This window comes from Streptomyces sp. CB00455, assembly GCF_001905445.1.
Classification (GTDB): Bacteria; Actinomycetota; Actinomycetes; order Streptomycetales; family Streptomycetaceae; genus Streptomyces.
The window spans coordinates 71470-92181 of sequence record NZ_LIVQ01000005.1; the positions used below are offsets into that span (position 1 = coordinate 71470).

The 20712-nt window shown below is 75.6% G+C and carries 20 protein-coding genes; 6 read left to right on the forward strand and 14 right to left on the reverse strand.

The window, feature by feature from the left end:
• Positions 1-46: 46 nt before the first annotated feature.
• Positions 47-706 (reverse strand): TetR/AcrR family transcriptional regulator, encoded by a 660-nt coding sequence (locus AMK16_RS20555; RefSeq protein WP_073917933.1) that lies wholly within the window; start codon positions 704-706, stop codon positions 47-49.
• A gap of 107 nt (positions 707-813) precedes the next feature.
• On the opposite strand from AMK16_RS20555, the gene AMK16_RS20560 reads away from it, so the two are divergent.
• Positions 814-1668, forward strand: a complete 855-nt coding sequence (locus tag AMK16_RS20560; protein WP_073918800.1) for a patatin-like phospholipase family protein — start codon at positions 814-816, stop codon at positions 1666-1668.
• 89 nt (positions 1669-1757) lie between these two features.
• Here AMK16_RS20560 and AMK16_RS20565 read toward each other — a convergent pair whose 3' ends face one another.
• Positions 1758-2417, reverse strand: coding sequence for an esterase/lipase family protein (locus AMK16_RS20565; RefSeq protein WP_073918802.1), 660 nt, complete (start codon positions 2415-2417; stop codon positions 1758-1760).
• A 179-nt stretch (positions 2418-2596) separates the two neighbouring features.
• Here AMK16_RS20565 and AMK16_RS20570 point away from each other — a divergent pair, with 179 nt between their 5' ends.
• Positions 2597-2968 (forward strand): hypothetical protein, encoded by a 372-nt coding sequence (locus AMK16_RS20570; RefSeq protein ID WP_073917935.1) that lies wholly within the window; start codon positions 2597-2599, stop codon positions 2966-2968.
• 106 nt (positions 2969-3074) lie between these two features.
• Positions 3075-3443, forward strand: a complete 369-nt coding sequence (locus AMK16_RS20575; RefSeq protein ID WP_073917937.1) for an STAS domain-containing protein — start codon at positions 3075-3077, stop codon at positions 3441-3443.
• A gap of 211 nt (positions 3444-3654) precedes the next feature.
• Here the strand turns inward: AMK16_RS20575 and AMK16_RS20580 are convergent, their stop codons facing one another.
• Entirely contained in the window at positions 3655-4248 is a 594-nt protein-coding gene (locus AMK16_RS20580; protein WP_073917939.1) for a TetR/AcrR family transcriptional regulator, read from the reverse strand.
• Positions 4249-4343: 95 nt separating this feature from the next.
• Here AMK16_RS20580 and AMK16_RS20585 point away from each other — a divergent pair, with 95 nt between their 5' ends.
• Positions 4344-5165 carry an SDR family oxidoreductase gene (locus tag AMK16_RS20585; protein WP_073918803.1) on the forward strand — a complete coding sequence of 274 codons (822 nt, stop codon included), beginning with the start codon at positions 4344-4346 and terminating at the stop codon, positions 5163-5165.
• 108 nt (positions 5166-5273) lie between these two features.
• Positions 5274-5705 (forward strand): pyridoxamine 5'-phosphate oxidase family protein, encoded by a 432-nt coding sequence (locus tag AMK16_RS20590; RefSeq protein WP_073917941.1) that lies wholly within the window; start codon positions 5274-5276, stop codon positions 5703-5705.
• A gap of 64 nt (positions 5706-5769) precedes the next feature.
• Here AMK16_RS20590 and AMK16_RS20595 read toward each other — a convergent pair whose 3' ends face one another.
• Positions 5770-6255, reverse strand: a complete 486-nt coding sequence (locus AMK16_RS20595; protein WP_073917943.1) for a DUF2267 domain-containing protein — start codon at positions 6253-6255, stop codon at positions 5770-5772.
• A gap of 120 nt (positions 6256-6375) precedes the next feature.
• The gene (locus AMK16_RS20600; RefSeq protein WP_073917945.1) at positions 6376-6810 is read right to left on the reverse strand and encodes an Hsp20/alpha crystallin family protein; all 435 of its coding nucleotides are present in this window, start codon (positions 6808-6810) and stop codon (positions 6376-6378) included.
• A 133-nt stretch (positions 6811-6943) separates the two neighbouring features.
• Between AMK16_RS20600 and AMK16_RS20605 the strand changes: the two genes are divergently transcribed.
• A complete protein-coding gene (locus tag AMK16_RS20605; RefSeq protein ID WP_073918805.1) occupies positions 6944-7627 on the forward strand; it encodes an HSP18 transcriptional regulator in 684 nt (227 codons plus the stop codon).
• 92 nt (positions 7628-7719) lie between these two features.
• Here the strand turns inward: AMK16_RS20605 and AMK16_RS20610 are convergent, their stop codons facing one another.
• The 9 genes from AMK16_RS20610 to AMK16_RS20650 form a co-directional block, all read right to left on the reverse strand.
• Complete coding sequence (locus AMK16_RS20610) at positions 7720-9456, reverse strand: thiopeptide-type bacteriocin biosynthesis protein (protein ID WP_073917947.1); 1737 nt, start codon at positions 9454-9456, stop codon at positions 7720-7722.
• 76 nt (positions 9457-9532) lie between these two features.
• Positions 9533-11569: a TOMM precursor leader peptide-binding protein gene (locus AMK16_RS20615; RefSeq protein WP_242438823.1), complete on the reverse strand. Its 2037-nt coding sequence runs from the start codon at positions 11567-11569 to the stop codon at positions 9533-9535.
• Positions 11566-13635 (reverse strand): hypothetical protein, encoded by a 2070-nt coding sequence (locus tag AMK16_RS20620; RefSeq protein WP_073917949.1) that lies wholly within the window; start codon positions 13633-13635, stop codon positions 11566-11568. Before AMK16_RS20620 ends, AMK16_RS20615 begins: the two co-directional genes overlap by 4 nt.
• Positions 13632-14780 carry a lantibiotic dehydratase C-terminal domain-containing protein gene (locus AMK16_RS20625; RefSeq protein ID WP_073917951.1) on the reverse strand — a complete coding sequence of 383 codons (1149 nt, stop codon included), beginning with the start codon at positions 14778-14780 and terminating at the stop codon, positions 13632-13634. The genes AMK16_RS20620 and AMK16_RS20625 overlap by 4 nt, the downstream gene beginning before the upstream one ends.
• Positions 14781-14809: 29 nt before the next feature.
• Positions 14810-17662 (reverse strand): lantibiotic dehydratase, encoded by a 2853-nt coding sequence (locus AMK16_RS20630; RefSeq protein WP_073917952.1) that lies wholly within the window; start codon positions 17660-17662, stop codon positions 14810-14812.
• 89 nt (positions 17663-17751) lie between these two features.
• A complete protein-coding gene (locus tag AMK16_RS20635) occupies positions 17752-17937 on the reverse strand; it encodes a thiazolylpeptide-type bacteriocin (RefSeq protein WP_073917954.1) in 186 nt (61 codons plus the stop codon).
• A gap of 33 nt (positions 17938-17970) precedes the next feature.
• The gene (locus AMK16_RS20640) at positions 17971-18159 is read right to left on the reverse strand and encodes a thiazolylpeptide-type bacteriocin (protein WP_073917956.1); all 189 of its coding nucleotides are present in this window, start codon (positions 18157-18159) and stop codon (positions 17971-17973) included.
• 430 nt (positions 18160-18589) lie between these two features.
• Entirely contained in the window at positions 18590-19351 is a 762-nt protein-coding gene (locus AMK16_RS20645) for a maleylpyruvate isomerase N-terminal domain-containing protein (RefSeq protein WP_107417200.1), read from the reverse strand.
• Positions 19348-20655, reverse strand: a complete 1308-nt coding sequence (locus tag AMK16_RS20650; protein WP_242438856.1) for a cation:proton antiporter — start codon at positions 20653-20655, stop codon at positions 19348-19350. The genes AMK16_RS20645 and AMK16_RS20650 overlap by 4 nt, the downstream gene beginning before the upstream one ends.
• Positions 20656-20712: the final 57 nt, after the last annotated feature.

Genomic DNA, 20712 nt, shown 5'->3' on the forward strand with positions numbered 1-20712 from the left:
CGGGGCGGCGCCGGTGGCCCGCGCGGATCGCGCGGATCGCACGGACCTAAGCCGGCGACGCCGGCCGGGCACGGTGCGGGCCCAGGTCGCGCAGTACGTCGCCCAGTTCGCCCGGGGACAGCGGCGCCCCGGGCAGGGCGCGCGCCGGGGCCGGGCCGGTGCGCAGCCCGTCGAGGACGAGCGTCAGCGACCGGCGCCAGCCGTCGGGGACCGTCGCGGCGAGGGCGGGGACGATCCGGCCGAGTGCGGCGAGCAGCAGGAGCAGGTCCTCGGTGGTGACATCGGCACGCAGGACGCCGCTCTCGCGGGCGCGCGCCAGCAGGAGGTCCACGGTTTCGCGGTTGTGGGCGTGGATCGCGTCCAGGGACGGGACGCCCTCGATGCTCGAGGTCATCAGGTCGTTCGCGCCGCGGTCGGCGGCGAGCCCGGCGAACACCTCTTCCAGATAGCCGGTCAGTCCGCTCCAGCCGTCCTCGGCCCCGCGGGCCCGCTCCCCGGCCGCCACGGTGTGGGCGAGCCGGTCGTGGAAGACCTCCTCGATCAGGGCCGCGCGGGTGGGGAAGTGCCGGTAGAGCGTGGCGTTGCCGACGCCGGCCCGGCGGGCGATCTCGTCGAAGGGGGCGTCGAGCCCCTGACCGGCGAAGACCTCGCGGGCTGCGGCGACGAGGAGTTCGCGGTTGCGTCGCGCGTCCCGGCGTACGGACATGGGTGCCTCCACAGGTAGTGGGGACCATTCCCCGGTACTGATGTTATCGTCGGAGCAGGAAACGGGGAGCAATCCCCATTTTGGTCGGCTGGGAGCGGGGGCGGAAGGTGCGGGACGACGGCACGACTCTGGTACTGGGTGGCGGAGGTCCCCTCGGCGCGGCGTGGCTCGCGGGGATGCTGGCCGGCCTGGCCGCCGCGGGGGGCCGGGCGGCCGAGGTGGTCGCCTCCGGCCGGCTGCTCGGCACGTCCGCGGGGGCCGTGCTCGGCGCCCGCCTGGCGGCGGGGACCTCCGCCGTGGAGCTGTACCGGCGTCAACTGGAGGGCGCAGACCGGATCGACCTGACGGTGACGGCCCGCCAGAGCGCCGGATTCCTCTGGGCGGCGCTCGGTTCGCGGACCAGTCAGGGATCGGCCCGGCGACTGGGGCGGGCCGCCCTGGCCGTCCGCAGTGCACCCCCGTACGCGGCGCGCGACGCCGTCGTCGGTTTGCTGGGAGACGTACGGGCATGGCCCGACCGGCCGTTGCGCGTGGTGGCCGTCGACGCGCGCACGGGAGAGCCCGCCGCCTTCGACGCGGCATCGGGCGTCACCCTCCTCGACGCGGTGGCGGCGAGCTGCGCGGTGCCGGTGGTGTGGCCCGCGGTCACCGTCGCGGGACGGCAGTGGATCGACGGCGGGGTCCGCTCGACCACCAACTGCGCGCTGGCGGGCGGGGCGCGGCGCGTGGTGGTCCTGGCGCCGGTCCCCAAGCCGCCGGGCCCGCACCGGACCGCGGCCGAAGAAGCCGCCGCCCTGGCACGGGGCGGGGCGCGGGTCACCGTGATCTCCCCGGACCGAGAGACGCGCCGGGTGATGGGACGCAACATGGCCGACGCCGCTCGCGCCGCGGCCACCGCCCGCGCGGCGCACGCCCAGGCCACCCGTCACCTGGCCGACGTCGCCCGGACCGCGGACGCGTAGGTCCTGTCGTCGAAGGAGCGCCGGCAAGGCGCGCGGCGTCCGGCGTCGCCCGTGTCCCGCCCGGGCCGGCGACAGGGTGGCGACCGGGCTCAGCGCACGTGGGCCTCGACCTCCCCGAACACCGTGGGGTCGGTCCGCAGCTGCCCGTGACTGAGGCACCGGGTCGTATGGTTGACGGCGCCGGCGAGGGCCACACTGCTGTCCGGATTGATGACGATGTCGCAGGGCGAGCCCCAGGTGGCGTAGCGGGAGGGGCCCGGGGTCTCGTCCCCGGAGTTCAGGTCGTTCAGGAAGGCGGAGCCGGGCCGCATCTCCCTGCAGGCGACCCCCGCGCACAAGCGGGCGGTGTCCGTGCCGTGGTTGGGCCCCGCCAGGGACACCCACGCATCGACCTTGGACCCGCCCGCGAGGTTCTTGAGGTAGCGGCGGGCGGACAGCGCGCCCATCGAGTGGGTGATGATGTCGACCTTGGCGGCCCCGGTGGCGGCCAGGACGCGGTCGATCTCCTCGGCGAGCAGGGCCGCCGTGGTGGCGTTGGTCCGGCTGCTGTCATAGGTCCACTGGTCGAGGCGGTCGGCGGGCCAGCCGTCGGCCCGGAAGCGGCCGGCCATCTCGTCCCAGGCGGATCCCTCCGCGCTCCACCCGTGGACGAACACGACCGGGTCCGGGGCGGCGGCCGCGGGAGCTTGGGCCGGGGCCGGGGCGAGGGACGCCAGGGCGAGGAGGAGCGCGGGCAGGCCGCGCAGCATCAGGTTTTCGATCACCTGGGGAGATGTAGCGCCCCCTCCCGGCGGCCACGGGGAAAGGGGAGACGGCTCACCCGCTCGGACCGCCGGATTCACCGGAGGAACGTTGCGCCCGCCCCCGAGCGCGCAGCCCGCGGTCGGATGCCTGTCCCCGAGGGCCGCCGGGACCGCATAATGCGGCGGTGACGAGCAACGACGTGGTCCTGGACTGCCAACTGCCCCTGGAGGCCCGGATAGGCCGGCTCGCCGGGATGTGGATCCGCGACGGCCGCCGCGCCCGCCACCTGGTGACGGGCAAGGCGTTCTTCGCGGTGTACTCCTGGCACCTGCTGCACTGGACCGACCACGACATCGCGTGGGCGGAGTTCGTCGCCGCGTCGTACGACTCCATCGGCGGCCGGGGCGGCTGGGAGGCCATGCTCCGCGAGCGGACCACCTGCCAGACCTGCGGCGACAGCTACCTGTTGGAGAACATCGGGCTGTGCACCGGCTGCATGCGCTACACCTGTTACTCCTGCGGCGGTCACGAGCGCTGCGCCGGAGAGATCGTCTGACCGGGGCCGGCCCGGCCCCCGCCGCCGGCCGGCGCCGCTGGCCCCGCGGTGCGGAGCCCTCGTAGGGTGCACCCAGCAGAGATCACACACCGCGGAGGGCGTGCCCGTGCACGGACACGAAGAAGAACAGAACACCGGCGGCGCACGGCCGTCCGCAAGCGGCGCCGAGGCCACGGTGGTGCGGGTCATGGGCGACATCGACATGGACCGGACCGACGAGCTGCGCAGCATGCTGATGGAAGCGGTCGCCGACGACGGCTCCGGTCCCGTCGTCGTCGACGTCAGCGGCCTCACCTTCTGCGACTCGACCGGGCTGTCCGTGCTGCTGCGGGCGCGCATGGCCGCGGAGGAAGCCGGGCGCGCCATGTGCCTGGCCGGCCCGACCCAGCAGCTGGTCCGGCTCCTGGAGGTCACCGGCGCCGGCGCGCTGCTGCCGGTCGTTCCCGTCCCGGAGCCGGCGCCCGAGGCGGGCTGAAACCCAGTCGCCGAAGTCCCGCCCGGCCCGCCGAGGTCCGCAGAGCAAGACCTGGGGTCCGGCAGGCGGCAGGCGGTCGGCGACCGGCGCGGTCAGGAGGGCGAGCGCGTGGAGGGGCCTCCCGCCATGGAGGAGTCGGCGCCTGTCGAAGCGGTCGCCGCCTGTCGAATCGGTCGCCGAGCGGGCCGGCGCCGCCGCTCCGGTGGCCGCTTCAGGACAGGCCGTCGATCTCGCGTACGAGACGCGCCCCTTCCCGAGTCATGATCTCCGGGTCGCGCAGGGCGTTGGCCAGCAGGGACATGCCCTGGTAGGCACCGACGAGCGCCACGGCCAGACCCGCGGGGTCGGCGGCGCCCAGCAGCCCGTACTGCCGTTCCACCCAGCTCAGCAGCCCGCGGATGACGCGGCCCGCCGCGAGGTCGAGACCGCCCTCGGTGCGCTTGTCCAGCTCGACGGCGAGCGTGCCCGTGGGACAGCCGTAGCGGGCCGCCGTGTCGCGCTGGGCGACCCATGCGGCCACGAGCCCCTTCAGGCGTTCGCGGGGGTCCGGGAGCTGGTCGAGCTCGCCGGTGAGGGCTTCCAGGTGCCTGGTGTGCTCCGCGAGTGCGGCCTCGATCAGCTCGTCCTTGGTCTTGAAGTAGTAGTACACGTTGCCCGAGGGGACATCGGCGGCGCGGGCGATGTCGGCGATGGTCGTGCGCTCCACGCCCTGCTCGTGCAGGATCCGGGCGGTGGCGGCCGTCAGCCGCTGCCGCTTCCCGGCGGCCTTGGCCCGGGGGCTCCGGGATTCCGTTGAGTCAGTCACCCGACTGACTATAGACAGCAGGCGGCCACGGCGGTAGCGTCCGGCCTGGAGTTAGTCATTCGACTCACTTTATGACGAGGGCCGAGGAGATCGACATGATCGTGGTGACGGGTGCGACCGGGAACGTCGGACGGGCGCTGGTGCGGATGCTCACCGAGGAGCGGATCCCCGTGACGGCCGTGGCGCGGCACATCACCGCCGCCGACGTGCCGCCCGGGGTGCGGGCGGTGGCCGGCGACCTGGCCGAGCCGGCCGGGCTGCGGGCCGCGTTCGACGGCGCGCGGGCGCTCTTCCTGCTGGTGGCGGGCCAGGAGCCGTACGCCGTACTGGACGCGGCGCGGGCCGCGGGGATCCGCGAGGTGGTGCTGCTGTCGTCACAGGGGGCGGGGACGCGCCCGGCGCAGTACGAGCACGCCGCACTGTTCGAGAAGGCCGTACGGGAGTCCGGTCTCGACTGGACGATCCTGCGGTCGGGCGGGATGGCCACCAACGCCCTCGCCTGGGCGGAGTCGATCCGCACGCACCGGGCGGCGGCAGCGCCCTTCGGTGACGTCGGGCTGCCGTTCGTCGATCCCGACGACGTGGCAGCGGTCGCCGCCGCCGTCCTGCGCGAGGAGGCGCACCGCGGCGCCACCTACACGCTGACCGGCCCCGAGGCGACCACCCCGCGGGAGCGGGCGGCGGCGATCGCGGCGGCGCTGGGTGAGCCGGTCCGCTTCACCGAGCAAACCCGCGAGGAGGCCCACGCGCTGATGGCCCGGTTCATGCCGCTGCCCGCCGTCGAGGGGACCCTGGCGATCCTGGGCGAACCCACCGACCGGGAGCGGTGGGTGAGCCCCGACGCCGGGCGCGTCCTGGGCAGGGCTCCGGGAACCTTCGCGGCGTGGGCCGAGCGCAACGCGGCAGCCTTCCGCTGACCGGCCGATTACCGTACGCCCCGTCAGGCCCCGAGGCTCGTGATCCCGTAACTTCGTAACCCCGTGAGCCCGTGAGTCCGTGAGTCCTCGCCGCCGAAGGAGTGTGCCGTGGCCCTGTCCCGTACCGAACGTGAGCAGTTCTTCGCCGAACCCCACATCGCCGCACTGGCCGTGGACGCGGGCGAGGGCGGCGGACGCGCACCGCTGACGGTGCCGATCTGGTACCAGTACGCCCCGGGCGGAGATGTGTGGATCATGACCGGCCGGGACTCCCGCAAGGCCGGACTGATCGCGGCGGCCGGGCGGTTCAGCCTGATGGCCGACCGCGTGGAGCCGACGATCCGGTACGTGTCGGTCGAGGGCCCGGTCGTCTCCACCGTCGCCGGCACGCGCGAGCAGTTGACCGAGATGTCCGCCCGGTACCTGCCGCCGGACAAGGTGGACGCCTACGTCGACTTCGCGTGGCAGAACCATGGTGAACAGGTCGTGATCCACATGCGCCCCACGCACTGGGTGAGCACGGACCTCGGCCAGGTCTGACCTGCTCGCGCGGGCGGCCCGCCCCCCTCGCGGGGAGGGGCGGGCCGTGCCTGAACGAGCGCCCCTACGCGGCGAGCTGGTGCTGGCGCTGCGGCTCCCGCCGCGCCTGCGGCTGGCGCCGCGGCTGTTGCAGCTGGGCCTGGCCGAACAGGAGCGCGTAGCCGTCCGGGAGCCCGCCGAGGATGCGGGCCAGCAGGTCCGGTCCGGCGAGGGCCGCCACGACGGCGAGGACGGCCCCGGCGTCCCAGCGGGCGATGGCGGGGGTGGAGCCGGTGCGGGCGGCCAGGTCCTTCACGAAGCCCCAGCCGGTGAGCTGCTCACCATCGGGGACCTGGGCGGCGAGGGCGAGCGCCGCCTCCAGGGGCAGGCACTGGGCGAGGGCGACGCGTTCGTCACCGGTGACCTGCCGTCCCAGCGCGGCGAGCACGTCGTGGACGACCTCGGCGGCGCGCTCGCGGGTCGGGTACGCACCGTCGTAGCGCACCCGTTCCAGCATCTGGTCGAACGGCGTGGCCGTCAGGGGCCGGTTCGGTCGAGGCTGGTCGAACATGGTTCCGCGGTTGCCTTTCTCTTCGCAGGTTCGTTCTCTTTCGCAGGTGCGGCTCTCTTCGCGGATGCGGCGCTTGCGGGTTCGGCGCCGGCTGTCCGCCTTCCGCCGCCGACGCCGGGTTCAGCCGCTGATCTGCTTCGGGTCGCCGGTGCGGCCGATGCTGATCTTGCGGGGCTTGGCGCGTTCGGCGATCGGGATGCGCAGGGTCAGCACACCCGCGTCGTAGTCGGCCTGGATGTGCTCGGTGTCCAGGGTGTCGGCCAGGACGATCTGGCGCGAGAAGACACCGAGGGGGCGCTCGGAGAGCTCCATCTGTACCCGGTCGGCCTTGGCGGCCGGGCGGCGCTCGGCCTTCACCGTGAGCATGTTCCGCTCCACGTCGATGTCGATCGCCTCGGTGCTGACGCCGGGAAGGTCGAAGGCGATCACGTAGACGTCGCCCTCGCGGTAGGCGTCCATCGGCATGACCGACGGCTTCGACCAGGTCCCCGACGTCCCCGACAGCTGCTGGACGATGCGGTCCATCTCGCGGAACGGGTCAGTGCGCATCAGCATCGCGAAACACCTCCGGTTGGTTCAGGCAGGAACTGCCCATGCGCTTCAACGTGTTTCCGTTGTAGCATGTCATCCAAACGATGACAAGCAAGGCGTCACCTGATGGATGACATCGACGCCGTAGGGAGTGACCGTGACCCCAGCAGACCAGCCCGCGCCGCGGGGCGGCCCCCCGGCGGTTCCCTTCGCTGCGGCCTCCGCGGCCCTCGACGACATCCACCAGGCCCTGACCGCCGCTGCACGTGCGGCGGACGACGGGGGCGCTCCCCCGCTGCCCTCCTCCGGCGGGCCTGAGCGGGCCCTGGCGTCGCTGCTCCTCCTGCGCGAGATCCGCGAGCAGCTCGCCGGCTGGGAGAGCGGTCTCATCGAGACCGCCCGGAGCGCGGGCGCCAGCTGGGCCGATCTGGCCGGACCCCTGGGAGTCGCCAGCCGTCAGGCCGCCGAGCGCCGCTACCTGCGCCTGCGCCCGGGAGCCGCCGGGACGACGGGCGAGCAGCGCGTGCAGGCCACCCGGGATGTGCGGGCCGCCGACCGCAGCGTCACCTCCTGGGCCCGCGACAACGCGGCGGACCTGCGCCGGCTCGCCGGGCAGGTCACCTCGCTCAGCGATCTCCCCGCCGGTGCGCAGGCTTCCGTGGGCGATCTGAACCGGGCCCTGGCGGACAACGACGCCGCTCGCCTCGTGGGCCCCCTCGCAGATGCCCGGCCGCACCTGCGGCCCGAGGACGCCGAGCTCGCCGGCCGCATCGACGCCATGACCCGCCACACCGACCGGCTCCGCCGGGACAGCCACCACCAGCGCAATCCCGGCGACTGACGACAGCGCGGGGCCGGCCCGGCGTGACCCGAGCCGGGCCGGACCGGCGCGACCCGAGCCGCCTCCCGCCGGGGGCCGGCGCGTCGCGCCGTTCACCCCGTCGCGCCGCGTCCCAGCGGGAGGAGGTACTGCAGCGGCTGGTCGAGGTCGTCCAAGCCCAGGAGTTCGTGGGCGAGATCGTCGTGGAAGCCTCCCAGCGGGGTGCCGCCCAGGCCCAGGGCCGTGGCCGTCAGGAGCAGGGTCTGCGTCAGGTGGCCCGTCTCCAGCAGGGCCAGGCGCAGCGCGCGCAGCCCGTAGCGGCGGCGCAGCAGGCCGAGGTCCGCGTACACGGCCAGGACCAGCGGCGCCTCGTCGATGCCGATCCAGTCCGGGTCCGTCGCCGGGCGGGACAGGTAGGTGGACAGCGCCTTGATGTCCGGTACCGCCGGGGCCGGTCCGATGTGGCGCAGCGTCCGCCGTTCCGGTACGCAGTCGTAGGTCCCCGCCGGGAGTCCCGCCACGTCGAGGACCAGCAGCCGTACCCGGGCGGTGTACCGGGCGCCCGCACTGGGATGGGGGCGGTGGGCCAGGGTGCGGTGCGAGCCGTCCGCGAGGCGCTGCCGCGAACTGCCGCTCTCGGACAGGGAATGCCACAGCAGTGCGCCCAGTCCGCCGGCATCGAGCGGTCCGCGCAGTGCGCCGCGCACCGAGCGCCGCCGCGCCAGTACGGAGCCGAGCGTCACCTCGGGCAGCGGGTACGCGGGCAGGGCGGTCTCGGGCCCCGCCGGCTGCGGCACGGGCGCCAGGGGGCGCAGCGCCGTGTCCTCGTTGCGGCCGATCTGGAACTTGCTGCGCTCCATGTACTGGAGGTCGGGGGCCGTGTGTCCGTCCGGAAAGAACCCCTGCGGCCGGCCGCCTGTCTCCAGCAGGGTCCGGGCGGCCAGCCGGCACACGGCCCGCTCCTCGTCGGGGGTGACTCCCAGCCGGTTGAAGAGCATGTGCAGCTGCGAGGCCCAGACCCAGGCCCGCACCTCATCCCCCAAGCCCTCCCCCGTCTCCGGATCCGCCTCCCCCTCCGCGTGCCGCGCGCCTGCGGGTAGCGGCCCGTCCCCGGCGCGCAGCAGCTCGTCGCTCTCCCGGACCCGGGTCGCCCACTGCCCGGCCCACGGGGGCGCGGTGCCCGCGTCGAGCTGGTCCCGCAGGTCCTGGGCGCGCCGGGCGAGGCCGTCCCGCTGCGCCGCGTAGACGGAGTTGACCCTGGTGTGCACGGACGCGCCGGGCAGCAGCTCCACCTCGGTGACCCACCGCCAGCCGGCCGCGTGCCGGCGCAGCCAGCGCGCGCCGGTGAGCCGGTCCATGCCGAGTCCGTACACCGTCGCGTGGGCGAGGTCCGCGGCGAGGGCGAGCCGCGCCCCGCCGCCGTTCCCCTCGCGCAGCGCCCGCAGGGCCTGTGTCGCCACCTGCGTGGACGCGGCGAAGACCTCCTCGGCTACCGGCAGCGCCCGGGGGCCGCCGTAGCGGTGGGTCTCGGGTACGTACGCGACGGTGCGGACCTCCCCGTGGCGGGACGGCCAAGGCCCCGGCGACCGGGGCACCGCGGGCACCCCTTCGGCCATCCGCCGCAGCTCGCCCGGGAGGCGCGCGGCGGCCGGCGCGCTGAGGTCGCGCACTCGGATCCGCACGTGGGGGCCGCCGTCCCCGTACCGGATGAAGAACCACCGGGCGGCCTCGCCCGATGCGACCAGACCGTCGAGGAGCGGGGCGGCCGACCGGACCAGGAACGCGTCGGTGTCCTCGGTGGCGGAGTGCAGGAAGAGGTGGTGGCTGTGCCAGCCGCGGGTGGTCGTCACGTCAGGTCCTCGTGGTGGGTCGGCGGGCGCCGGGAGCGGCCCGGGAGGGTCGGCCTGGGCGGGGGAGGCAGGGCCGTCAGGGGAAGGGGTGCGGGTGGAGGGCGAGGTCCTCGTAGACCAGCGGCCCGGGCGTGCGGCCCATGCGGTACGGGACCTCCAGCAGCCGCGGCAGGCCGCGGGTGCGGCGGTTGACGTGGCCGAAGGTCATGGGCAGCGAGCCCGGCACGACCGCCTTGACGCAGTGCAGGCCGAGCCGGTCGCGCAAACCGGGCTCGGTCTGGTCGACGGTGATCACCTCCAGGCCGGCCCGGGACAGCCGTTCCACGGTCTGCGTGAGCAGGGCGCCGAGGTCGGCCACCGGCTCGGGCGCCCCGGGCCAGGCCTGCGCGACCGGTACGCAGGGGGTGTCCGCGAAGAGGAACTCCAGGCGCGGGCCCGCCTCGGGCAGGGTGTTCAGCCCGACGTGGTCGTCCAGGGTCATCACCAGCTCGGGCCGGTCCAGCATCGGCCGCAGCCGCCCCGGATCGCGGGGGCGGCCCTCGGCGAGCGCGCGGTGGGGCGCCTCCAGCACGTTGGTGACGACCTCGGCGACCGCGGAACGGATGGCGGCGCGCGGGTCGTGGTGGGCTCCCGCCGCGAGGAACATCCGCGGCGCGTCCCGGTGGGAGCCCTCGTACCGGCAGACCGCCACCACGGCCGGGACGGCGAAGTCGTTCGTCGCGTCCAGCAGCAGGAGCCGGTAGCCCGCCAGGGCCGCGCGGTCGGCGAGCGACGCCGTGACGAGGTCGTCGGGCGGCGGCTGGATGCGGCGCAGGGGTGTGGCCGCGTACCAGGCCATGAGGAAGGCGTCGCGCTCGGCCACCTCGAACAGGCCGTAGAGGGCCGCCTCTTCGGGGCTGTTCCCCAGTCCGCAGCCGTTCGAGGACTCGTAGACCACGCGCGGCCGGCCGGCGCCCGGCACGTCCCAGTACGCCACGTGCTCGGGGAGGGCGGTCGTCCGCTGCCGGGTGAGGGACCAGCCGTGCACCCAGTCCAGCTCCAGGTCCGGGCTGTACGGGACGGTCGGCGAGGCCGGATGCCCGTGGTGGGCGGGGTCGGGGAGGCCGAGGCGCCGCGGGTCGACCGCCCGGTCCGGCCCGAGGTCGGCGAAGGAGGCGCGCAGCCGGGTGCGGCGGCCGGTCGGGCGCATCCCCGCATACCGCTCCACGCCCTCGAACAGCGCGATCCGCTCGCTGTCGGCGAAGTCGGCGGCGCGGCCGTACCCGCCGTCGTCGACGCGCCGGCCGTCCGTCACCAGCGCGGTGGTCAGGCAGAACGCCGAATCCTCGGACCGGGTCAGCCGGCGCACCGGGCCGAACCTCTCGTCGTACAGGGCCGCTCGCAACCGGTGCGGGGTGGTACGGGGGTTGGGGGTCCGGAGCACGTACGGGTCGGGGAGCGGGCGGGCCGCCGAGGGTATCGGGGGCGCGTCGGCCGGGGAGTCCGGCGGCAGGGGACGGCATACGGCGCAGCCTCCGACGGGGCGGATGCGGTGTGCGGACCACGTCCCGCGCCCCTGGTGCACGACGTACACGACGGCTGTCGCCGACTGCCCGCCCGGGCGCGGCGCCCGGACCGGCGCCGGCTGCTCGTCCGGCGGCCGCGCCGCATCCTGCGCCGGCTCCTCGCCCTGCGCCGACTTCCCGTCCTGCGCCGGCTCCTCGTCCTGCAGCGGCTCGCCGTCCTCCAGCAGGTCCCGTACGAGGGCGCCGAGGGCCTCGGCCAGTGCGGGGCTCGGCACGCCGGCCAGCGCCAGCTTCGGGCTCTGCCAGGGCACCCGGCCGCCCGCCGTGGCGAGCCGTTGGTATTCGGCGCAGCACAGGCAGGCCGCCGCGCCGGGCCGCAGCACCGGCCCGACGACCGCGAGCGGCCCGTCGAAGCGCACCGGGACGAGGGTCACCGGGTGGCACAGGGCGTGCCGGCTGAGCTCCTCGGCGAGTCCCGGCGTCCACCGCGGCAGCAGGACCGCGGCCGGGCCGGCGGTGTGGGCCGTCGCGGACCCGGCGTCGAGCAGCGGCACGGGCAGGGCGCCGAGCGGCCCGGGCGAGGCGGGGTCCGTCGGTGCCGTGGTCATGGTGCTTCCCTTCCGGTGGGCAGGACGGTGAAGCCGAAGGCTTCGAGGTGCGCGACGAGTCCCCGGGTCCCGGCCGGTACCGGCACCGCGGTGCGGGGAGCCGGGCGGATCAGCCGGCCCAGCGCGTCCTGGAACGCCTCCTCCCGCACGGCGAGGTCGGCCAGCCAGCGGCCGGTCCATCCGCGGTCCTCCCATGCGGCCGTCCGCGCTCCGGCGGCGGCCAGCGGAGCGACGGCGCCGCCCGAGGGGCGTGTACGGCGGAGCGGAGGCCCCGCGACGGAGCCGGCGCCGCCGGCCGCGACCGAGGCCACGGCTGCCAGCGCGGCGAACGCGGCCGCGTCACCCGGCGTCGCCTCGACGGCCTCGCCGAGCACCGGGGGCACGGAGGACGCCGACGGCGCGGAAGGGCCCGGGGGCGCGGAAGGGGCCGGGGGCGCGGCGGACGCCGACGGCCGCCCCGCGCCCGGGGGCCGGTGCCGGTACCCCTGCCCCTCCTCGTGTCCGTGCCCCTGTCCGGACGCGTACGGGGCCGTCGGGCGGACCACGGCGTGGTAGACCTCCTCGCCCGGCACGGTCCGGAAGACCTCCAGCCGGGCGGGCACACCGAGACGGGTCGTGAGCGTCGTCCACCAGTGGCGGACCTGGGGGTGCCCGGACCAGCGCCGGGCGGCCACGGGCGTACGGCTCGCGGACGGCACGGAGGTGGCGGCCGCTTCGCGCAGGGCGCGGCCCCGGGCGTGCGCCGGATTCGCGCCGACGGTGAAACCCGCCCCGCCCAGGCGCAGTTCGGCCGCCCGGCAGAACACCTCCAGCCGAGCCAGGTCCAGGCGCGGTGCGCCGCCGACCAGGCGCCGGCGGGAACCCGACCCCTCCGGCGGCTGTGGGAGTTCGCAGGTGGCGAGCGGCACCGGGAGCTGGCGCAGGTCCGCCGGGAGCGGCTCGGGCCATACCCCGCACCGCTCGTCGCCGAGGGCGCCCACGCGCCGCAGGGCTTCGCCGAGGGTGTCCGCCGGGGCGAGGTCCGCGCGCCGGTCGGTGTCGAGGCGCACGGGGCCCAGCCAGGTGCGGTAGTCGGCCCGCAGCGGGCGGGACTCCGCGAGGAGCACCGCGGGAAGGCCGGGCAGCAGCCGGCCGTCGTCGCCTTCGCCGGCCGGGTCGGGCAGCCCGGCCGCCGCACACAGCAAGCGGTGCGCCGCGGCGCCGGCGAGGAGGGACACGAACGCCGGGGGGCCGGCCGGTGGGCCGGGTCCCAGGCGTGCCTCCAGCGCGGCCGCCTCGGACCCGATCTGGGCCGGGCTGCCTGGTGCGGTGGCGTAGCCCGCGCCGCCGCACAGCCCGGCCGCGACCCCCCGGTCCGGTCCTCCGCCGTGCAGGTACAGCAGCACCCGGCCCTCGGGAAGGGACGGATCGGCGGCGTACGCGACGGGCAGCCCGCCCAGTGCCAACGCCCGGCCGGCGGCCCGGGCCAGCGGCCCGTCGGGGTCACCGGACACCACCCCGGCACGCGCCGTGGCGAGCGCCACCGCCGCGAGGGCGGGCCGCTCCGCCGTCGCACGCAGCCACCGGGAGACCCGAGCGGCCCCTTCCGCGTGCCCGGCACGCGGTCCGCCCCCCAACGGCTGCCGCTCTTCGGCGTGGACCGGCTGCCCGGCCCGGCCCGCACGACCCTCCTGCCCTGCGCGGACCGCCTGCTCCCCCCGGTCCGGATACACCGCCCGGTCCGGATGCACCGCCCGCTGGGGCGGCTCGGCCACGAGCAGGTCGTGCGCGTCCAATTGGGCCACGAGGGTCTCCACCGCCGCCCGCAGGGCCGACCCGGGCTCCATTCCGTCCAGCAGGGTGTCCAGCCCGCCCTCCCGCAGGGGCTCCTCCACGAGCTCCCACAGGGCGGGCAGGGCCGTGCTGCCCTCCAGCGTGACGCTGCCGCGGCGGCCGCGCAGGTGGAGTCCCGCCACCAGCGGGGTCACCGCGACGCCCGGCCGCAGCCGTCGTACGTCCCCCGGACCGGCCGTGCTCCCCGGCGCGGCTTGCGCGTCCCGCCCGGCAGGGCTGGTGGTGGCGGTCATGCCCGTGCCTCCACGGCGTCGATGACGGCGGCGATCTCCGCCCGCCAGTCGCATCCCGTCAGCCCGGGCACCGCGCGGACGACCAGGTGCGCGGCCAGGTACCGCTCCAGCGGACGGACGTCGCAGATGGCGAAGAGGCGGTACAGGGCGTTGGTGCAGGCCCGGTAGACGAGGTAGTCGGGGCGGCTCCACATCGTTCCCTGCGGGTCGGAGCGGCGCAGCAGGCGGTGGAACTCGCTGTACCGGGTGCGGACGTCCTGGTTCCAGCGCTCGGCCGCCGCGGCGTCCCCGGTCGCGGCGGCGCGCGAGCGGTACGCGAGCGGCGAACCGTGCAGATCCGCGCCGGCGTCGTAGCGGCTCTGCGCCAGCTGCCAGGCTCCCGCCGAGAAGTCCGCCCAGGCCCGCTCCCAGCCCCCCGCTCCCCCGTCGGCGATCCGCCCGACGATCGCGGTCACCGCGTCGCCCGCCCGCGCCCAGTGGTCCTCGAACCGCTCCCGCAGGCGCCCGTCCGGGTCGTCGTAGAGCAGGAAGTCCTCCAGGTGGGACACGTAGGAGAAGTGGCCGCCGGCCAGCCCCCCGGGGTGGGCGCGGGCGTGCGCGGCGAGCCCCGCCACCGCGAGCCGGAGCCGCGCCTGGGCGGTGTCCCCGTGGTCCCCGAGGAACGCGGTCCCGGCCCGCAGGGCCCCGAGCCCGGCCCGCAGCAGGTCATCGCGCAGGTCCGCGCCGTCGGCGCCGAGGAGTCCGAGCACCGGGGTGCGGTCGACGGCCTCGATGCGGACGGTGTTGTCCGGCACGACGGGTCCGTAGGGCGGGGCGATGAGTTCGGCGCGCCCGGTTTCGGCCGCCCGTTCCAGCAGCTCGGCTTCGGTCAGGTCGCTGCGGGAGGGGTGTGCGCCGATCCAGGCGCGGATCCGGGAGGCGGCGGACCGGGCGGCGGCTTCCGTCCGCGCCGGCGGGCCTTGGAGTCGCAGCCGCAGGTGGGGGCCGTGCAACCAGTGCCGTTCGATGTGGACGGCCAGCCCCTGCGCCGCGCAGGACGCGGCGAGCGGCAGCAGCACCTCCCGCAACAGCGCGGCCTTGACGGGCTGGTGGTAGTAGGCGACCACATCACGGGCACCGCTGTCCTGGGGAGGCACGGCCGGCACGGTCCTTTCCTCTGTCGTGCGGGGTCCGGTCACGAGACGCGCCCCGCCCGGTAGGTCTCCAGTACGAGCTCGGCCGCGCGGGCGGGCGAGGAGGCGCCGCCGGGTGCCGGCAGTGCCTCCTCCAGGACCGCGCCGTCGCCGTACCGGGACAGCCACTTGGCCAGGCAGCGCAGGTGCAGCGCGTTGCCGAGGTCCGCGAACTGCGGTTTGGGCCGGCTCAGCCTGCTCAGGAAGTCCTCCGCGGCGCGCCCGGTCGGGGGCGGCGCGGCCGGGTGCAGGAAGACCTGCTCGGGCAGGTCCAGCAGCGCGCGCCAGCGCGCCACCGCCTCCACCGGCACCGGTGCGCCGGCCAGGTCGGAGCGCAGCTCGCCCACGACGGCGGGCGGCAGGAGCCAGCGACGGCGCTGGAGCACCACGTGCCGGTGGCGCAACCGGGGGCTGCGGGTCACCCGGCCGCCCGGGGCGGGCAGGTCGTGGCGGGGCAGCAGCGCCCGGAAGTCGACCACCCCGTGCGGATGGTCGCTCAGGTGGGCGCCGATGCGGCGGGGCAGCAGTACGGGGGCGAGGAAGCCCGGGTAGAGCACGTCGAGGAGTTCACCGGTGTCGCGCAGCCGCAGGCGCACCTGGTCGGTGGGCTCGTCGTGGACGAGGTCCAGGTCGGCTTCGCCGATCGCGGCACGGCTGCGGTCGGGGCCGATCTCCTCCGGGACGAGCAGGGGGTGGAGGTTGGCGTTGAAGCCGCCGACGGGCCGGATCTGCGCGGCCCGTGCGCCGGGCGAGAGACCGCGGCGGATCTGCCGGGAGACCTCGGCGGCCGCGCGCGGGTCCAGGTCGTCCAGGAACCGGCTCGTGAAGCGGCCCCAGCCGCCGTACACGTGGTTCACGCACAGCAGGCCCCGCTCCGGGTCGCGCTGGAGGAAGTACGCGTAGCTCAGGGGACGTTCGACGGCCCAGGCCGGCAGCCGCTCGCCGAGGGTCTTGACGAAGTCGGGGGGCAGGACTGTCTCGTCGGCGCCCTCCGGATGCGGGTCGACGGCGTTCCGTACGGCGTCGGCGGCCTCGGCACGGAGCCGGACCAGAGCACCGGTCCCGCTGGGCAGGGCGGCCCGGTCCTGCGGATCGAGGGCCGCGAGCCGCCCGGCGCTCTCCCAGGCCCGGGCCACCTCGGCTCCGAACTCCCACGGATGGCGGCAGCTGCCGCCGGGACCGTACCGCTCGACGAAACGGTCACGCAGGACGCGGCGGACGAGGTGGCCGAGGTCGAAGAGCTCCGCGAGCGCGGTGACCTCGGCGAGGGCCTCGTGGTCGGCGGCGGCGAGGAACCCGTCGAGGTTCAGCGGGCTCGGAGCGACGACGTCCTCGGACAGCACGGTGAGCGGCGCGGAGGCGGAGGGTACGGGCCGCCCGGCGGCGGCCAGTTCCGCCGTCCAGCCTTGTGACAGCCGGGCGAGGAGGGCGGGGCGCCGGGCGGCGGGCGTGGTGGCGAACTGCTCGGTCATACGGCCGAGTGCGTCGATCCGGTCGGCGCGCGCGGCGTCCTCGGCGTACGCGTCACCCCCGGCGTCCGTCGAACTGCCCGTGTGCGCCGGGCTGTCGGTGTGCGCCGGGCCGTCGGTGTGCGCCGTCTGCTGCGGCCGTGCCGCGCCGGGTGTCCGCAGCCATCGTGCGATCCGCCCCAGCGGATCGGCGTCCTGGGGAGGGACCGGATCACCCGGCACCAGGAGGCCCGCCTGCACGACGCGGTCGAGGAACGCGGCGGCCTCGGCCCGGCTACCGCCCGTCCCACCGAGGGCCGCGGCCAGCAGATCCGTCAGCGCCCCCAGCGTGAGCGGGGTCTCGGCATGCTCGGTGACCAGGCGCAGCGGGCCCCCGAAGGCCAGCTCCACCTCGTCCTCGACCGGCACGAGGTAGCGGCCCCCGGCGAAGGAGGACCGGGTGCGGGAGTACGCCGCCCGGTCGCCGGCGGTCCGGGCGGTGCTGGTGATGCGGTGCGGGAGCGCGGCCCGGCGGTGCGGCGCATCGAGGAGGGCCAGGGTCAGCGCGGTCGTCAGGGTGCGGTTGGCCCTGACGACCGCGGTCAGGGGGCCCTCGGACAGGGGCAGGGCGCCCCAGGACGGTACGGACCGGGCCGGCGTCCCGGCCGACGCGCCCGCGGTGGGTGCGCCACCGGTCGGTGCGTCCTCGGTCAGCGCGTCCTCGGTCAGCGCGCCCCAGCCGACCGCGGTGAACCACGACAGCGGGCTGGTCTTGGTGCTGGCCCGCAGGGCGTAGCGCAGTACGGCGGCTTCCTCCTTGCGCGAACGGCGGTCGCTCGCGCCGGTCCCCGCTCGTTCGACGGCCCGCAGGAGGTCGGCGCTGGTGAGCGCGACGGCGTTGCCGAGGGCCGGTTCGCGGCACAGGGCGGACAGGGCGGCGCGTTCGGCGGACAAGGCCCCCTCGGCGGCGGTGGCGAGCTCGGCCAGGAGCGTGGCCCGGTGCGCGTGGAGGTCGTTCCAGGAGGCGAGGCGGGGCACGCGTGCGGGCAGGTCTCCGAGGCGTGCCAGCAGGGCGGGCCGGGGCCGGCGTCCGTTGTGCAGGGCACGGCGCAGCGGGAGGACGACGTCGCGGTGGAAGGCCGCGGGGTGTCCGTCCCGGCTGTCGTGCAGGTCGTCGCACAGGGCCGGGGCGCAGCGCAGCAGTTGGTGCTCGATCCGGTGCAGGCGGGCGAGCAGGGTACGGAAGTGCGTGGCTTCGGGGCGCTGGGCGGGGTGCGCGAGCACGGTGGCGCGGACCAGCGCGTACGGCGCAGAGCGCACCCGGTAGCCGTCCGGGGCATCCGGACGGCGGGAGCCTTGCGAACCGTCCGCCCCGGCGGCCCCGGTGGGGCGCTGCGGTTGCGGCATGGTGGTCCCGTCCTGTCGGTGGTGGCGCGCGGCTTCCCGCCGCACGGGCGTGCGGCGGGAAGCGTGGGACACGCGTGCGGGGTGGGGGATCAGGCCGCCGGCAGGTCCGGCAGCTGGGGGTGGGCGCACGAGGACGAGCCGCAGGAGCAGGAACTGCCTCCGTTGGACGCGCCCCCCTCGGGCAGCGCGACCGTGTCCCGCATGGAGGTCACGGTGAGGTCGCCCAGGTCGAGATCTTCGAGTTCGAAGCCGGGGGCTCCGGTGGACGGGGCCATGGATGTCTCCTCTGGTCGGGGTGTCCGCGGAGGTCAGGCCGCGGGCGGCATGGAGTCCGTCGGCTGGGCGCAGGAGGACGAGCCCTGGCAGGAGCAGGAGCCCCAGGACGCGCCGCCTTCGGGCAGCGCGGCGGTGTCGCGCATGGAGGTGACGGTGAGGTCGCTGAGGTCCAGCTCCAGGTCCTGGAGGCTGAATGCGGAGGTGCTTTCGGTACCGGACATGGTTGTCTCCCGGAAGTGGAAGGGAAATCCGAATGGGCATGGGTCGAAATTTCGCCGCCCCTGGCCGAATTGCCATCCCCTCACCTTGGAAGGGCTCATCACCTGTGCGATCCGATGCGGTCGATGCGTTCCCGGCCGTGTGCGCGCCCGGTCGGCCCGGCCCGAAATCCGAAAATTCCGGTTCAGGCCTTCCGGATCCGGGATTCTCCGGCCCTTGGTGCGGCTGGCCCCAACAATCCTCCGGAATGCTGAAGAACCGCTAGAGCGAAGATGTAGCCGAGCCTTTCTCCGCCCCGGACAGCGGGCACGGCGTGAATCCCTTGCTCCGGATCAAAGGATTGCGCTGACCGGTTGACGGCTTTCCCGCGGGCGAAACGACGACGGTTGCGGGGGCGGGACCGGCGAGCCGGAAGTGGAGGCGGGAGGTCCCTCAGCCGAAGAGCGGAAAGCGTTCGGCGTCGCGGCCCAGGGCCCGGCGTTCCGTGTCCGTCAGCGGGACGCGGCCGGTGGCCGCCCGGGCGTAGTGCCCGTCGTCCCAGTCCAGGGGGACGGGGCGGCCCAGGAGCCCGTCGAGGGCGGAGCGGACGGAGGCCAGGCCCGCCGCCGACGGCCCCGGCGCGGCCGGCAGGGCGTAGGTCAGGTCGAGGTGGTGGACGGTCGCCTCCACCGTCAGGGTGGCCATCAGGTCGCCGGCGGTCAGGACGTGCCCCTGGGTCGAGACGAGGACTTCGGTGCCGGTCCGGGCAGCGGCGGTCACCGCGGCCGCGGCGGTCTCCAGGTACAGCTCGCGCAAGGGGGCGAAGTCCGGGTACGTGCTCGCGCCGAGGCGGGCCGAGCGACGCTCCTGCGCCGCGTCCGCGGAGTCGGGGCGCCATTGCTGCCAGTAGGTGACGGCATCGCGGTCCGGCGGGCCGGTGTGCGGGGTGTGCAGGGCGACCAGTGCGCGCCGGCAGTCCGCGAGGCAGTGGTGGACCAGGTCCCGGACCACCCAGCCCGCGCATCCGGTGGGCCGCCAGGACTCCTCCTCGCCCAAGGGGGTGACCGCAGCGGCCAGAGCCTCGTAGGAGGCACCCAGCGCGTGGACCGGATCCGCCGGGACCGGCCGTATCCCGCCCGGATCTCCAGGGGCGGGCGGCGTCCGGCCCGGATCCGCGTGGACCGCCCGCACCCGGTCCGGAAGGTGCTCGGTCATCCTCGTGACCGCCCCTGGGGCACCGTGTCCCGCTGGGGTTGCGGCTCGGCGGGCCGCGATCCGTTCGCCCGGTCCAGGCGGGCGGTGACCGGGGTGGCCGCCACGCCGTGCACGAGCGCCGACAGGAGGACGGTGAAGGTGACCACCGCCCACAGTTCCGCGGCCGGCGCGGCGAAGTCCGCCGCTCCCAGGGCGTAGGCGAGGTAGAAGAAGGAGCCGATCCCCCGGATGCCGAAGAAGGCCGTGGCCCAGCGCTCCCGGCCGGCGGCGCGGCCCCGCAGCTGCACCAGCCATCCCACCGCCGGCCGGATCACCAGGAAGAGCAGCAGTCCCAGGAGGGCTCCGCGCCAGGTCAGTGCTCCCAGACCTCCCTGGGCGGTGAAGCCGCCGACCAGGAAGAGCACGACCGCCGTCAGCAGCCGCTCTATCTGGTCGGTGAAACCGTGCATGACGCGGTGGTAGCCGTGGGCGCGTTCCGCGCCGCGGATCGTGCAGGCGGTGACGAAGACGGCGAGGAAGCCGTAGCCGTGCAGCAGTTCGGTCGCGCCGTAGGCGATGAAGGTCGCGGCGAGCGCGGTGAACCCCTCCCGGTGCTCGGACAGGCGCAGCGCCTTCCAGGCGGCCTGGAAGAACATCCAGCCGAGGAGGCGGCCGATGGCCACCCCCACCAGCAGCGCCACGCCGCCGCGCAGCAGCACGTCGCTCCAGGCCCAGTGCCACAGGCCCGTGGCGGACCAGCCGGTCGCGGAGGCCGTGGTCAAGGCCACGGCGGCCAGGACGAAGGGGAAGGCGAGACCGTCGTTGAGCCCGGCCTCGCTGGTCAGGGCGAAGCGGACCTCGTCCTCGTCGTCCTCCTCGTCGGTCGGCTCCCCCACCCGCACCTCCGCGGCCAGGACCGGATCCGTCGGGGCGAGGGACGCCGCCACCAGCAGGGCGACCGCCGGCGGCCACGCCATCAGCCACCCGGCGGCCGCCGCCGTCACCAGGATCGTCAGGGGCATGGCCAGGCCCAGCAGCCGCCAGGTCGTCGACCAGGACCGCAGGCCCGGCGGCCTGTTGATGGCGAGGCCCGCGCCCATCAGTGCGATCACGACGCATATCTCCGTGAGGTGCTCGACCGCACCGCGATGCTGCACGGGGTCGAGTTCGGGGAGCGCGTCCAGCGGCAGTAGGAACACCAGGAAGCCCGCCGCCAGGAACACCATGGGCAGCGATACCGGGCGGCGGGCGAGGGCCGTGGGCAGGACCGCCGCGCAGAGGGCGCCCAACCCGGCGCAGGCGTAGACCACATCGATTCCCGTCAGACTCAACCCGACCACCGTTCCCGTACGAAGCTGCCGCCGCTCGCCTACCCGTTCCCG

Excerpts from the sequence above, each read along its gene's own strand:
- AMK16_RS20635 (WP_073917954.1), bottom strand. The coding sequence starts at position 17,937 with ATGGCCCCGTCCACCGGAGCCCCCGGCTTCGAACTCGAAGATCTCGAC.
- AMK16_RS20615 (WP_242438823.1), bottom strand. The coding sequence starts at position 11,569 with ATGACCACGGCACCGACGGACCCCGCCTCGCCCGGGCCGCTCGGCGCC.
- AMK16_RS20620 (WP_073917949.1), bottom strand. The coding sequence starts at position 13,635 with ATGACCGCCACCACCAGCCCTGCCGGGCGGGACGCGCAAGCCGCGCCG.
- AMK16_RS20600 (WP_073917945.1), bottom strand. The coding sequence starts at position 6,810 with ATGCTGATGCGCACTGACCCGTTCCGCGAGATGGACCGCATCGTCCAG.
- AMK16_RS20645 (WP_107417200.1), bottom strand. The coding sequence starts at position 19,351 with ATGACCGAGCACCTTCCGGACCGGGTGCGGGCGGTCCACGCGGATCCG.
- AMK16_RS20595 (WP_073917943.1), bottom strand. The coding sequence starts at position 6,255 with ATGTTCGACCAGCCTCGACCGAACCGGCCCCTGACGGCCACGCCGTTC.
- AMK16_RS20585 (WP_073918803.1), top strand. The coding sequence starts at position 4,344 with ATGATCGTGGTGACGGGTGCGACCGGGAACGTCGGACGGGCGCTGGTG.
- AMK16_RS20555 (WP_073917933.1), bottom strand. The coding sequence starts at position 706 with ATGTCCGTACGCCGGGACGCGCGACGCAACCGCGAACTCCTCGTCGCC.
- AMK16_RS20640 (WP_073917956.1), bottom strand. The coding sequence starts at position 18,159 with ATGTCCGGTACCGAAAGCACCTCCGCATTCAGCCTCCAGGACCTGGAG.
- AMK16_RS20630 (WP_073917952.1), bottom strand. The coding sequence starts at position 17,662 with ATGCCGCAACCGCAGCGCCCCACCGGGGCCGCCGGGGCGGACGGTTCG.
- AMK16_RS20565 (WP_073918802.1), bottom strand. The coding sequence starts at position 2,417 with ATGCTGCGCGGCCTGCCCGCGCTCCTCCTCGCCCTGGCGTCCCTCGCC.